Origin of the sequence: Ruegeria atlantica (assembly GCF_001458195.1) — a bacterium.
GTDB classification, from domain to species: Bacteria; Pseudomonadota; Alphaproteobacteria; order Rhodobacterales; family Rhodobacteraceae; genus Ruegeria; species Ruegeria atlantica.
The window spans coordinates 41,246-54,297 of record NZ_CYPU01000011.1; the positions used below are offsets into that span (position 1 = coordinate 41,246).

At 58.0% G+C, this 13,052-nt stretch carries 14 protein-coding genes, 1 tRNA gene and 1 pseudogene; 4 read left to right on the forward strand and 12 right to left on the reverse strand.

The window, feature by feature from the left end; translation table 11 throughout:
* Nucleotides 1-6: 6 nt before the first annotated feature.
* The 12 genes and pseudogenes from RUA4292_RS02755 to rpmH all read right to left on the reverse strand — a co-directional run bounded on the left by RUA4292_RS02755 (nt 7) and on the right by rpmH (nt 8,747).
* Nucleotides 7-375: a hypothetical protein gene (locus tag RUA4292_RS02755; RefSeq protein ID WP_058276192.1), complete on the reverse strand. Its 369-nt coding sequence runs from the start codon at nt 373-375 to the stop codon at nt 7-9.
* Nucleotides 372-1,025, reverse strand: a complete 654-nt coding sequence (gene yihA, locus RUA4292_RS02760; protein ID WP_058276193.1) for a ribosome biogenesis GTP-binding protein YihA/YsxC — start codon at nt 1,023-1,025, stop codon at nt 372-374. The genes RUA4292_RS02755 and yihA overlap by 4 nt, the downstream gene beginning before the upstream one ends.
* Nucleotides 1,022-1,759, reverse strand: a complete 738-nt coding sequence (locus RUA4292_RS02765) for an MOSC domain-containing protein (protein WP_058276194.1) — start codon at nt 1,757-1,759, stop codon at nt 1,022-1,024. The genes yihA and RUA4292_RS02765 overlap by 4 nt, the downstream gene beginning before the upstream one ends.
* A complete protein-coding gene (yidC, locus tag RUA4292_RS02770) occupies nt 1,756-3,585 on the reverse strand; it encodes a membrane protein insertase YidC (protein WP_058276195.1) in 1,830 nt (609 codons plus the stop codon). The genes RUA4292_RS02765 and yidC overlap by 4 nt, the downstream gene beginning before the upstream one ends.
* 318 nt (nt 3,586-3,903) lie before the next feature.
* Complete coding sequence (locus RUA4292_RS25525) at nt 3,904-4,455, reverse strand: EAL domain-containing protein (RefSeq protein WP_306346054.1); 552 nt, start codon at nt 4,453-4,455, stop codon at nt 3,904-3,906.
* Nucleotides 4,452-4,814: a hypothetical protein gene (locus tag RUA4292_RS25530; RefSeq protein WP_306346055.1), complete on the reverse strand. Its 363-nt coding sequence runs from the start codon at nt 4,812-4,814 to the stop codon at nt 4,452-4,454. The genes RUA4292_RS25525 and RUA4292_RS25530 overlap by 4 nt, the downstream gene beginning before the upstream one ends.
* Nucleotides 4,815-4,859: 45 nt before the next feature.
* Nucleotides 4,860-5,222 (reverse strand): hypothetical protein, encoded by a 363-nt coding sequence (locus RUA4292_RS25535; RefSeq protein WP_306346056.1) that lies wholly within the window; start codon nt 5,220-5,222, stop codon nt 4,860-4,862.
* A 71-nt stretch (nt 5,223-5,293) separates the two neighbouring features.
* Complete coding sequence (gene ttcA / locus RUA4292_RS02780) at nt 5,294-6,187, reverse strand: tRNA 2-thiocytidine(32) synthetase TtcA (protein WP_058276196.1); 894 nt, start codon at nt 6,185-6,187, stop codon at nt 5,294-5,296.
* Between the two features lie 44 nt (nt 6,188-6,231).
* Nucleotides 6,232-7,848 carry an acyl-CoA dehydrogenase family protein gene (locus RUA4292_RS02785; RefSeq protein ID WP_058276197.1) on the reverse strand — a complete coding sequence of 539 codons (1,617 nt, stop codon included), beginning with the start codon at nt 7,846-7,848 and terminating at the stop codon, nt 6,232-6,234.
* 76 nt (nt 7,849-7,924) lie between these two features.
* Complete coding sequence (gene yidD / locus RUA4292_RS02790; protein ID WP_058276198.1) at nt 7,925-8,164, reverse strand: membrane protein insertion efficiency factor YidD; 240 nt, start codon at nt 8,162-8,164, stop codon at nt 7,925-7,927.
* Nucleotides 8,161-8,587 (reverse strand): annotated as a pseudogene (gene rnpA / locus RUA4292_RS23820) (ribonuclease P protein component). The gene yidD and the pseudogene rnpA overlap by 4 nt, the downstream one beginning before the upstream one ends.
* Before the next feature lie 25 nt (nt 8,588-8,612).
* The gene (gene rpmH, locus RUA4292_RS02800; protein WP_005632162.1) at nt 8,613-8,747 is read right to left on the reverse strand and encodes a 50S ribosomal protein L34; all 135 of its coding nucleotides are present in this window, start codon (nt 8,745-8,747) and stop codon (nt 8,613-8,615) included.
* Between the two features lie 295 nt (nt 8,748-9,042).
* Here rpmH and RUA4292_RS02805 point away from each other — a divergent pair, with 295 nt between their 5' ends.
* From RUA4292_RS02805 to RUA4292_RS02820, 4 genes are all read left to right on the forward strand, one after another.
* Nucleotides 9,043-9,774, forward strand: coding sequence for a TVP38/TMEM64 family protein (locus RUA4292_RS02805; protein ID WP_058276315.1), 732 nt, complete (start codon nt 9,043-9,045; stop codon nt 9,772-9,774).
* Nucleotides 9,775-9,778: 4 nt separating this feature from the next.
* Nucleotides 9,779-11,197 carry a dihydrolipoyl dehydrogenase family protein gene (locus RUA4292_RS02810; RefSeq protein ID WP_058276316.1) on the forward strand — a complete coding sequence of 473 codons (1,419 nt, stop codon included), beginning with the start codon at nt 9,779-9,781 and terminating at the stop codon, nt 11,195-11,197.
* An 18-nt stretch (nt 11,198-11,215) separates the two neighbouring features.
* Nucleotides 11,216-12,598 (forward strand): sensor histidine kinase, encoded by a 1,383-nt coding sequence (locus tag RUA4292_RS02815; protein WP_058276200.1) that lies wholly within the window; start codon nt 11,216-11,218, stop codon nt 12,596-12,598.
* A 64-nt stretch (nt 12,599-12,662) separates the two neighbouring features.
* Nucleotides 12,663-12,739 (forward strand) — tRNA-Arg (locus RUA4292_RS02820).
* Nucleotides 12,740-13,052 lie beyond the last annotated feature (313 nt).

The following is a 13,052-nucleotide window of genomic DNA, read 5'->3' on the forward strand; positions in this document are numbered from 1 at the left end:
AGTGAATCAGGAGAAGATGGGTGGCCCTCGCGCATCATAGCGGGCATAGAACCCGGCACTGCGATGGGTAAAATCACGATGGATCCAGCGTGGCTGGATTTTCGCCGTAAAAGGGACGATCTCGCCGACTGACGTCAGGTGTGTATCCGCCGTCAGGCCCGCGAATGGGCACATTGCGCGCGAATCCGTGTCGTCGTGCACAGGATCGCCGGGATTTAGGTCAACCCATTGCTCGACTGTTCCATCGCCAGTACAGATCACCAGTAGCACTTTCCCATCACTGCCCATCGCGGACATCCAGCCCTGCGGGATCATGCCGGTCAGCACAACTGCCAGCAACGTCAGGATTGGGAAAATGCGGCCGATCCGGATCATTCCAGATGTGCGATGATCGAACGAAGGGTCGGAATACCGTCACCTTTTTCGGACGACGTCAGCACGATTTCCGGATATGCCGCAGGGTGTTTGGACAATGCGCCGCGAACCTGATCCAACACCTTCTGCCGGTCATTGGCCTTGACCTTGTCCGCCTTGGTCATCACGCACTGAAATGTAACAGCGCTGGAATCCAACAGCTTCATGATCTCGGCATCGACCGGCTTCACACCATGACGCGAGTCAATCAGGACAAAGGCCCGTCGCAGGGTCTGGCGGCCGCTTAGATACTGTTTCAACAGCCGCTGCCATTTTTCGACGACCTTCACCGGGGCGTTGGCGTAGCCGTACCCGGGCAGGTCAACCAGATAAAGCTCGGGACCTTGGGTGAAAAAGTTAATTTCTTGCGTGCGGCCCGGAGTGTTGGACGCGCGTGCCAGACCTTTGGTGCCGGTCAGCGCATTGATCAGGCTGGACTTGCCCACATTTGAACGTCCGGCAAAGCAGACCTCAAGCCGGTCAGGAGTCGGCAGGCCATTCATGGCGACCACGCCTTTGACAAACTCGGATTGTCCCGCAAACAATTTGCGGCCGCGTTCCAGCGCGAACTTGTCCGGGTCTTCGACCAGTGGGAAGGGTAGGGTGCTCATAACGGATGAACCTTATCGCCAACTGAAATTGCGCCGCCTCGGACAACCTCGGCATAAACGCCGAAATCCTGATGGCCCCAGCTGTTCAATGTGCCCAGCGTATCCGCATCGCGCACGCCGGTTTTCGGATTTGCCGTTGTCGCCAAACAGCGGCGGATGCGTTCTTTGACATGGAACACGGCCTCACCGATCTGTACCTCGCGACCCAGCCAGTCGAATTCTTCCCACAGGGGCAGGCCGTCGAACCAGATGTTGCCACGCCAGCGCTGGATCGACAGATCGCTGCCAAGCTTTTGCCCGACGGCGCGGTGCGATGCCATGTTGCACAGGCTGATCGAAGGGTAATCGCTGTCAGTCATGCCGCGACCCGGCACTCGGATGATCCGGGCTGACGCCGCCCGATCCGCAGGCATCAACGGCCGGACCCAGTCCAAAAAGACCTGCTGTTCCCCATCCGGATTAAAAGTCAGATCCGGACGATCCGGATGTGTCAGAGTTATCGTGTCGCCGTTCAGCCGGGCCGAGATAGCCATAAGTTGCGGCGCTTTCGCCCCGCGACTGAAATTGGCGCAAGGCACCCATTGAGAACCATCCGCCTTCGACGACTCATGCGCGACTGCCCAAACGCGATCCCCGGACATGGTCTGCCCGGGGGTCACTGATACGGTCTGAAGGGCCTCGCGACCATGACTTTTGATCGGATGCCGCCAGATATGGGTTACTTCAGCATTCATTTGTCGTCCGTTTTGGGCGTCCGCTTGAAGCCGGATTTGATGTTGCCGAACACGTCAGGCTTATAGCCCTGACTACGCATGATCAGGTATTGCTGCGTGAACGTGATCGTGTTGTTCGCGATCCAGTAAACAACCAGTCCGCTGGCAAAGCTGCCCAACATGAACATGAACACCCAAGGCATCCAGGCAAAGATCATCGCCTGTGTCGGGTCAGTTGGTGCCGGGTTCAGCTTTTGCTGCAACCACATCGAGATCCCCAACAGCAAAGGCAGGATACCGATGAAGATCAGTGCCATGAAGGTGTCTGGCTGCGGGCCGGCAAAGGGCAGCAAACCAAACAGGTTCATGATCGAAGTCGGATCAGGTGCGCTGAGGTCCTGGAACGGGCCAAACCAGGGGGCCTGACGCAGTTCGATGGTGACGAAGATCACCTTGTACAGCGAGAAGAAAATCGGGATCTGCATCAGGATCGGCAAACAGCCCGCGGCGGGGTTTACCTTTTCCTTCTTGTACAGCTCCATCATGCCCTGCTGCATCTTTTGGCGATCGTCGCCTGCGGCTTCTTTCATGGCCTCCATCTGCGGCTGAAGCTCTTTCATCTTCGCCATCGAGACGTAGGATTTGTACGCCAGCGGGAACAGGATCGCCTTGATGATCAGCGTCAGGCCAATGATCGACCAACCCATGTTGCCGATCAGGGCATTGATGTTGTGCAGCAGCCAGAAAATAGGCTTGGTCAGGAAGTAGAACCAGCCCCAGTCGATGCTGTCGACGAACTTCTGTACACCGTCAGCCTGATACTCGCGGATGGTTTCCCATTCTTTGGCACCCGCGAATAGTTGGGTGGTGACTTCTTCAGTTGCGCCGGGCGCGACAGTCAGCGTCGGCAGAACCGTTTCGGTCTGATAAATCTTGCGGCGGGCGTCATATTTAGCCGCAGCCTTGAATGCCGATCCCTCTGCAGGGATCAGAGTGGTCATCCAGTAGTGATCGGTAAAGCCGACCCAGCCACCTTCCTTGACCTGAAAGACTTCGGCTTGCGCACGCTCATTCGGGTCAATGTCAAAGTCGCGCACATCGCCATAGTCGATCTCGTCCAGAACGCCGTCAGCCATGACCATAACGCCTTCATGTAGGATGAAGAAGTTTTTCAGATCGGGCAGATCGCCGTCTTCGCCAATGCCGTGACGGGCCAGGATGCCATATGGGGCCATGCCGACCTCGGCCTGGGTATTGTTCTCAACCGACTGGGTGACGGTGAACATGTAGTCCTGGTCAACCTCAATAGTGCGGCGGAAGGTCAGGCCCTTGCTGTTGTCCCATTTCAGAGTGACCGGAGTATCGACCCCGAGGGTTTCGCCGTCTTCGACGGTCCACAGCGTATTAGGGCCGGGGACGTCAGCGCCGGCGACGCCTGCGCCCGGTGCCCATCCGTACAAGGCATAGTAAGCCGATTCCGAACCAACGGGCGACAGCAGCTCGACAATGGGTGCGCCTTCTTCGATCGAAACTTTGTAATCTTTCAGGAACAGCTCATCGATACGACCGCCGGACAGGGACAGGCTGCCTTTCAGGCGCGGTGTTTCAATCTCGACCCGAGGTGCTTGGGCGTCGGGCTCGATCTCGGTGGCGTCTGCGGTTGCTTCACCAACTGTATTGGTGCCAGCAGCGCTTGGAGTCTGAACCTCTGTACCATCAGTCGCGCTGATCTCGGCAGATTCCGGTGCGGTCGTCGGCTCGGGCGGTGGAAACAGCACGAACCAAACCAGGATCACGAGAAAGCTGAGCGCGGTTGCGAGGATGAGGTTCTTGTTCTGATCGTCCATCGGGGACAGCCACCTTAAGCAGTGAAAGACACCCGCTGGGTTCAACAGAGTGCGGGCCCAAAGGTCAAGCGGAATCGCCCTGTAATTCATCACCGATTGGGGTTCTGTGGCGTTAATTCGCGCCTAAGGACGTGCCTGACGCCCGATTTTTGGCATTCCGTTGAGTTTGTTCTGATGTGTGGCCATCCAGTCTAACGTCTTTTCAAAGGGCATGGGCTTGCCATTTCCAAACTCCTGCACGTGGTCGCAACCCAATTGCGCCATCAGGGCATGCTCGCCTTGTGTTTCGACCCCCTCGGCCAGGGTTTCGACATTCAGTCACTCCGCCATGGTCAATATCGCGCTGACCAACTGTTGCTGGCTTGCGTCCCGATCCGCCTTTGCCACGAACGACCGATCGATTTTTATGCGTGAGACGTCAAAGCGCTTGATCGACGCAATGGACGCGTGGCCGGTGCCGAAATCATCGAGGTCAATGCAGCAGCCGAGCTTGGACATGCTTATCACGTTGCGGGTGATCACGTCATCAGGCCGCCTAGAAAACACTGTTTCAAGAATCTCGACGGTCAATCTGTCGGGCGTCAGGTCATTTTGATCCAGCTCCCATTTTAGACGGTCGATCAACGCCGGGTCGCGCAGTTCTTCTGATGAGAAATTCACGCCAATCCGAGGCACGACGACACCGACACGGTTCCATTGGTGCATGGCGGCAAAAGCGTGATGGCGCATCACCTGACCCAAGCGTTCCATCAGATCGGCTTGCTCGGCAAAAGGCAGGAAAACCTGCGGTCCCAACACGCCTTTCTGCGGGTGTTCCCAACGGGCAAGCGCCTCGAACCCGGTAACGTGGCCGGTGTCGGTGGAAATCATGGGCGGATTTCGCCACTATCCAAGGCCGCAATAAACTCATTACGCAGGTTGGCGCGCACGCGTGCCCGCCGCTGCGTTTCCGACGAAAAGGCGCGGATCGTTGCAGGACCGTTTCTTTGCGCCTCCGCCAGTGCTGCACCGGTGGCATCTATCCATTCAGCAAACGCAACATCCGGCAACGTGGATCGCAGACATGACTCGATTGAACGTGACATGTAAACGCTGGTGCCATTCAGCATGATTGGCTCATCGACGGCGGCCTGAATGCGCTCCAACATCTGAATGCAGGCCTCCATTCCCAGATTCTGCGCGGCGTGCCGGCCGATTGCGATCTTGCCCTGGCCCAGTGACAATGTCATGTGAGCGTATGACCGAAAGTACCCGGTTGCGGAATTGGTTAGCCATTACGTTCCCGGCCGCATTTCCGTGCAGATCAAGACATTAGAAAACCCGTCCAATTCAACAATCATACAGGTAGCTTCGTGACCGGTGCGTTGGTTTTCCACGAACAGCGTTTCCATCTGGGCCGCAAACCTGTCGAGAGCAAGGAGGCAGTTACCGTCTTTTCCCCGGTTGCTGGCCTTGTGCGCGGTTGAAACCGCGGCAAACGCAAGCGGCAGGGCAAGTGCCACGACAACCAATGCCTGCTCTCCACCAATCCAATACGCAGCCAGACTGATCGCAGGCGCGAAGGCTAAGGCGGGCGGGCCGCTTAGCACCATGGCAAGAGAGTCAAAAATTCTGCTGACTGAGATATGTTTCCACATCGGATCTTCGGGCCTCTACCTTGCGTTTGAAACGCTCAGGTCGACCCTAGGAAACCAATCTGAGTCACTCGTTAACGGAGCTGAGGAATTTCGTCCGAATTTTCGTCATTTTCATTTGGTCTGAGTGCAAGATTTTGAAAACCAAACAATTTTGGGTCCAAAAGATGCGACGGACGCGCATTTGTCAGGGCCCGAAACATCACTTGACGGCGTCCGGGGCTGTTCTTTTCCCACTGATCCAAAATTTGTTTGATCTGCTGACGTTTCAACCCATCCTGACTGCCGCAGAGGTCGCAGGGGATGATCGGATAGTTCATCGAGGTCGCGAATTTCTCGCAATCGGCCTCAGCCACATGGGCGAGCGGACGGAAGACGAACAAATCGCCTTCTTCGTTCACCAGCTTGGGCGGCATGGTGGCCAAGCGCCCGCCGTGGAACAGGTTCATGAAGAACGTCTCGAGGATATCGTCGCGGTGGTGGCCCAGTACAACGGCCGAGCATCCCTCTTCCCGCGCAATGCGGTACAGGTTGCCTCGGCGCAGGCGCGAACACAGGGCGCAAAAGGTGCGGCCCTGCGGAACCTTGTCCATGACGATGGAATAGGTGTCCTGATATTCGATGCGATGCGGAACACCCATGCGTTCCAAAAACTCGGGCAGAACGGTGGCCGGAAATCCGGGTTGACCCTGGTCCAGATTGCAAGCCAGCAAATCAACGGGCAGCAGACCGCGCCATTTCAGTTCGTACAGAACCGCCAGCAGGGTATAGCTGTCCTTGCCTCCCGAAAGGCAGACCAGCCAGCGAGGTGGTTTTCCGTCCTTGTTATGCGCTGCAGCGTCCACCATCCCGTACTGCTCAATGGCCTCACGGGTCTGGCGCACGATGCGTTTGCGCAGCTTTTTGAACTCGGTAGTCGAGGGCGCGCCAGCAAAGAGCGGGTGGATATCGTCAGCTTCGTCAAACATGCGCAGGCCCTACAACAGTTGAGGCAACCGGGCAAGTGGCCGGGTCAGTCCAGACGCGCCAGCAAGGCGTCCGTGTCCAACCCGGACACGGATCCGGGGATGCGGCCGCTGTGGCCTGACAGGCGCGTTGCAATGAAGCCGTCCGCAACGGCCGGGGGCGCACGGCGCAGCAGTTGAGAGGCCGTTAGCAATTGTGCTGTGTTCTCAGCAAACCAGCGGGCCTCACCTTCCGGGGGAATTCCGGGCCACCGTTCGCGATGTGCCTTGAGGGCGGCGTCGTAATCTCGGTCGCTGCCCGCGGCTGAATCCAGTTCAGCCTGCAGGACCTCAGCGGCCAGCGGGTCGCGGGACAACGTTCGCAAAATATCGAGGCAGATGACGTTTCCCGACCCCTCCCAAATGCCGTTCAGAGGGGCTTCGCGATAAAGCATGGGCATGGGCGTGTCTTCGACATAGCCCATGCCGCCCAACACCTCCATCGCCTCGACCACAACGACAGGGCACCGCTTGTTGTTCAGGAACTTGGCCAGGGCGACACCGATACGGGCAAAGGCCTTGTCTTCGGGTGACTGGCCGTCGAAGGCCTGCGCGACGCGCATCCCCAGCGTCAACGCGCCCTCCCAGTCCAACACGAGATCCGCCAGGACAGCGCGCATCAGAGGTTGGTCGATCAACCGGCGCTGAAAAGCGCTGCGGTGGGCGACCCAATGATGCGCTTCGCTGAGGGCTGCGCGCATCAGGCCCGCCGGGGCCACGGCTGTATCCAGTCGGGTGTGATGGACCATCTCGATAATTGTTCGCACGCCCGCGCCTTCGTCCCCCAGTTGGTACGCCAGTGCGTCGTGATATTCGATTTCGGACGAGGCGTTGGATCTGTTGCCCAGCTTGTTTTTTAGTCGCATCAGGTGAATGGCGTTGCGTTCACCGTCCAGCCAGCGGGGGACGAGGAAACAGGTCAGCCCACCGGGCGCTTGTGCCAGCGTCAGAAAACCGTCCGACATGGGGGCCGAGCAGAACCATTTATGTCCGCGCAGGCGCCAATGCTCTCCGTCCTGGCTGGCAACAGTGGTATTGGCGCGCACGTCCGAGCCGCCCTGCTTTTCGGTCATTGCCATGCCCAAGGTGGCGCTGGATTTTTGTTCGATCGGTTTAGTCTTCGGATCATAGTTGCGCGCCATGAGCTTAGGCCGCCACTCGGAGGCGATCTGTTCATTTGCAGCAAGAGCCGGGATTGCCGCGTAGGTCATGGTCAATGGGCAGCAATGGCCCGGCTCAACCTGGCTGGCCAGATACATCATCGCGGCGTGGGTCGTGTGGCCGCCGGACTGACCGTCCCAGGCCAAGGCCGCATAGCCGGCAGATTGGCTGATCTGCATCATCTCATGATAGGCGGGGTGAAACCGTACCTCGTCCAGGCGCCTACCGCCCTGATCGAACAATCGAAGTTCGGGGAGGTGCCTATTGGCCTCGCGCCCCAGCTCGCGGGTTTCCACCCGTCCCAACGTTTCCCCGTAAGCCGCCAAAGGCGCTTCGCGACCGCCCGTGAAATGCACGGCGTTTCGCAGAACGGGATCTGAAGACCAGAGATTAGAATCCGCGCGCACAGGCGGCTGATTCAATACGTCATGTGTCGGCAGGGAATGGCGGGCGTCGGATGTCATCTGAACCTCGGGCAGTACGGGTTCAAGTGTTCAGCGCATGTCCGAATGGGTCAAGGCTGACGGAGGGTCACAAAGATCAGTTGTCGTCTTCCTTGCGGTTGGGTACGGGGTCGTACCCATCGCCGCCCCAGGGATGGCAGCGGCCAATCCGCCGTGCCGCCAGCCAGCTTCCCTTGATGGCCCCATGCTTTTCCAGTGCTTCCAGCGCATAGGCCGAGCAGGTGGGCTGGTATCGGCAATTGAAGCCAACCCAGGGACTGAAGACCAGCCGATAGGCCCTTACAGGTAGAGCCACAATATGAGAGAAGAGGGTCATTTCCGCCCGCTGTGCACTTTGCGAAGCGCATAGCGCAGATCGTCCAGAAGTGCCTCATAGGGTCGCGCGACTGTGGTTTCGGCCCGACCAATCAGAACGTAATCCCACCCGTCATGTCCAATGACGGGCAGAACAGCCCGAGCGGCCTCGCGCAACCTGCGCTTGGCGCGGTTGCGTGCTACGGCATTGCCAACCTTTTTGGAACAGGTAAAGCCTACCCGAATTCCGGTCGCCTCGTCCGGGGTACGTTTGCGAGCCTGCAACATCATCGAGGATGTGCCCTGCCTGCGGGCACGCGCAGCCTTAAGGAAATCAGATCGTTTCCTGAGAACGGTCAAAGTTACAGGCGCGCAAACGGACGCCGCCGGGGGCGTTTCCCCGGGCTGGTTCTTACCATCCACGAGGGGCCTCCGGCGGCGTCATGTTCATAACCTGATCGGTGAGCGGTTTACGCGCTCAGCGACTTGCGACCGCGTGCGCGGCGCGAGTTCAGGATTTTGCGGCCGGCCTTAGTGGCCATGCGCGCCCGGAAACCGTGGCGGCGTTTGCGAACCAGGTTCGAAGGCTGATAGGTGCGTTTCATCGCTCCGTCTCCAATCTATGCGGTCGGGTGCGGCGCGGATTCGCCTGCCCGTGGTGTTCGGAGCCCGTCCTCTACTGGGTAGTGGGGGGTAAGTCAAACCCCTAGGTGGGGTTTTCGTGGCTTTTGCAACAATTCTGTAGTCGGGTCGGACAAAACGTTTCAAAACAGCGGGATTTTCGCCCCAAACCCTCACATTCCCTACCAAAAACATCAAGGCAGCGTGAGCCCCCTGTTGCGTAGGGCGCAAGCAGCGCATGTTGGGGTCAGAATGAAACGTAACAAACCGGACAGCCTTATGAGCGAAACGACTCAGGCACCGCGCAATGGGTTGGCGCGGCATATTCCATTGCTGGTGATTCTCGCCGTCGCTGCGGTGGGGTTCTTCACACTGGGTGATTATCTGACCTTTGAAACCCTGCGGGACAATCGTGAGGCGCTATTGACCTGGCGCGACGCCAACTATTGGGCAATGGCGGCAGCTTTCGTTGGTATTTACATTGTCATCGTCGCGTTTTCGCTGCCGGGTGCCGCAGTAGCGTCAATGACCGGCGGGTTTCTTTTCGGCCTGTTCGCCGGAACCGTGTTCAACGTGTTTGCGGCAACCATCGGAGCCTCTGCAATCTTTCTGGCGGCGCGCTGGGGGTTGGGCGAATCCCTGACCAAACGGCTTGAGTCCTCGGAAGGGACGATCAGGAAACTGAAAGACGGGCTACGCGAGAATGAGATCTCGGTGCTGTTTCTATTGCGTCTTGTTCCCGTTGTGCCGTTTTTTGTGGCCAACCTGGTGCCTGCGCTGGTTGGCGTGAGGTTCCGCAACTTCCTTATCACCACCGCGCTAGGCATTATCCCGGGCGGAATCGTCTACACATGGATCGGCGTCGGGCTGGGTGGTGTGTTCGATCGGGGCGAAACACCTGATGTATCGCTGTTATGGGAACCATTTGTGATTGGCCCGATCATCGGCTTGTGTGTGCTGGCCACGCTGCCAATTGTCATCAAATCTCTGCGTGGCCGAAAGGACCGCTGAAATCATGCAAGAATTGAAAACCGACATCCTGGTGATTGGCGCCGGGTCGGGGGGGCTGTCAGTCGCTGCTGGCGCCAGCCAGATGGGGGCCGATGTGATTCTGCTGGAAGGTCACAAGATGGGTGGCGATTGCCTCAACTTCGGCTGCGTCCCTTCCAAGGCTCTGATTGCCAGCGGCAAGGCAGCTTACGGTCAGGCACATTCTGCCGCGCTGGGCGTGGCTGACGTGGTACCGCAGGTCGACTACGCCGCCGCCAAAGGCCACGTTCACGATGTTATCGCTCAGATCGAGCCGATGGACAGTCAGGAACGGTTTGAAGGTTTCGGCGTAAATGTGATCCGGGAATTCGGCAGCTTTGTCTCTCCGACACAGGTGCAGGCGGGCGACAACATGATCACCGCACGGCGCATAGTGATCGCGACCGGCTCTTCGCCGTTGGTGCCTCCGATTCCGGGATTGGATCAGGTGCCATTCTATACCAATGAGACGATCTTTGACCTGCGCGACAAGCCTGAACATCTTTTGATTATTGGTGGCGGACCGATCGGGATGGAGATGGCGCAAGCGCATGTCCGACTGGGCTGTAAGGTCACGGTTGTCGAAGGCCTGAAGGCGCTGGGCAAGGATGACCCCGAGGCCGCCGCGGTCGTTCTGGACAGCTTGCGCGCCGACGGTGTGGTTATTCATGAACAGGCTATGGTCGCCCAGATTCGCGACAACAAAGGGGCCATAGAAATTGTGACCGAGGCGGGTGAGATCTATTCGGGGTCTCATTTGTTGTTGGCCGCCGGGCGTAAGGCCAACACAGACCGTTTGAACCTAAAGGCTGCCGGGATTGAACCAACCCGCAACGGGATCAAGGTCGATGACGCGCTGCGCACGACGAATCGCAGAGTTTACGCCATTGGTGACGTCGCTGGTGGTCTGCAATTCACTCATGTCGCTGGATATCACGCAGGGATCATCATCCGTTCTGCGTTGTTTGGCCTGCCCTCGAAGGCAAAAGCCGCACATATCCCTTGGGCGACCTACACCGACCCGGAATTGGCGCAGGTGGGCCTGACCGAGGCTCAGGCCCGTGAACAACATGGTGACAAGGTCGAAATCGCGCGCTTTGACTATCACCATAACGACCGGGCAATCTCTGAGCGGAAAACCAAAGGGTTCATTAAGGTCATGGTCGTAAAGGGTCGGCCTGTGGGGGCCACAATCGTAGGGCATCAGGCCGGAGAGTTGATCAACTTGTGGTCGCTTGCGTTGGCCAATAACCTGAAGATGAGTCAGATCGCTGCGATGGTTTCGCCCTATCCGACGATCGGAGAGCTTAACAAACGGGTGGCGGGTGCCTATTTCTCGCCAAGGCTGTTTGAGAATCAGATGGTTAAACAAGTGGTCAGGTTCGTCCAACGCTGGATGCCCTAGCCAAGAAGGGAGAGCAGATTGAATACGCTGTCGGGCCGATTTCTGATCCTGACGACGGTCTTCGTGATGTTGGCCGAGATTTTGATCTTTGTTCCTTCAATCGCGCGCTTTCGCGAAGACTTTCTGCTGAACCGGCTTGAGCGCGCGCAGATCGCGTCCTTGGCGCTGCTGGCTGACGATATGTTGGCCGAAGATCTTGAGGCCGAACTGCTGGCCAACGCGGGTGTCTATAACGTCGTGCTACGCCGCGATGAGGTGCGCCAGCTTATGCTGTCTTCGCCGATTCCGGAACAGATCACAAAGACCTACGATCTGCGCGACGCAAGGCCTTGGGTGTTGATCCGCGACGCGCTGGCGCGACTGTTCACCACTGAGAACGAAGTCATCCGCGTGATTGGCGAACCCGTCAAAGGGGCAGGTCTGCTGATTGAAGTCACCATAGAGAGCATGCCGCTGCGAATGGCGATGACAGATTATGGCCTGCGCATTCTGGGGCTGTCCTTCGTAATTTCCATCATCACCGCGTTCTTTTTGTTTTTGGCTGTGCGCGTCGTTTTGGTGAAACCGATCAAAAGTGTTGTTGGTTATATGCAGCGCTATGCAGAGGCGCCCGAAGACGCGAGGGGAATCATCTCGCCCAACTCCAAAGTGACCGAACTTCGCGAGGCCGAGGAAGCATTGCAGCAATTGCAGACCGAGCTGACGCAGGCATTGAAGCAACGTGAACGGCTGGCGCAACTGGGCGGCGCGGTGGCCAAGGTCAGCCACGATTTGCGGAACATACTTACTTCGGCACAGCTCTTCACCGACCGGATTGAGACCAGCGATGATCCCTTGGTGCGGCGTATGGCACCCAAGCTGGTGAATTCGATCACACGGGCAGTGTCGTTGTGCGAAAGCACGTTGGCCTTCGGACGCGCAGAAGAACCTGCGCCGACACTGACCATGGTGCGGATGCACGATGTCGCCGCCGATGTTGTTGCCAGCGAACAGCTGGCAGTTGCAGATGCTTGCGTCGAGATCGTGAACGACGTGCCTAAAGATCTTGTGGCCCGGGCAGACCCAGAGCAGATATTCCGTGTCATGATGAACCTTGTGCGCAATGCGCGTCAGGCCTTGGTGGCATCCGGGAAACCGGGAAACATCACGATCGCCGGCTGCGAGAATAGAGACGACTGGTGCGTTGAGATCAGGGATGACGGCCCCGGATTGCCGCCCAAAGCACGTGAGAACCTGTTCACTCCATTTCAGGGCGGGGTGCGTAAGGGAGGCTCTGGGCTAGGCCTTGCCATCTCGCAGGAGCTGGTACGTGGGCACGGCGGGGATCTGATATTGGCGCATACCGGGGCCGAGGGGACAACCTTTGAAATCAGGCTTCCGCGGGGCGATGGGACTTTTTGAAAACTTTTTTAAGAATCGACTTGCGTGTCCCGAACACCGGGTCTAAATACCGCCTCACCAACGCGGACCGATAGCTCAGCTGGATAGAGTACTTGACTACGAATCAAGGGGTCGGGGGTTCGAATCCTCCTCGGTCCGCCATTAAATCAATGACTTAGGTTTTGGCGGTTGTTTCTGGTGTCTTGCGAGCGAGACAGGAGCGAGACAAAGCGAGTCGTTTTGCCGAGCTCGAAAGCAAATTTCTGCGGCTACGCCACCGATCTGATCTGCGAACGAAGACGATTCGCAAAGCCCATAATCTTGGCAATGTAATCACGGGTGATGCGACGAGGCTCGAAGGTCTCGCTACCGGTCGGAGCGATGGACAGGTCCATTTCGAGTCTTGGAACACGAGAGAGCTCATATCTCACAGAGCATGATTGAGGGCTTGGCGTATGTGCGAGGAGTATTGCTC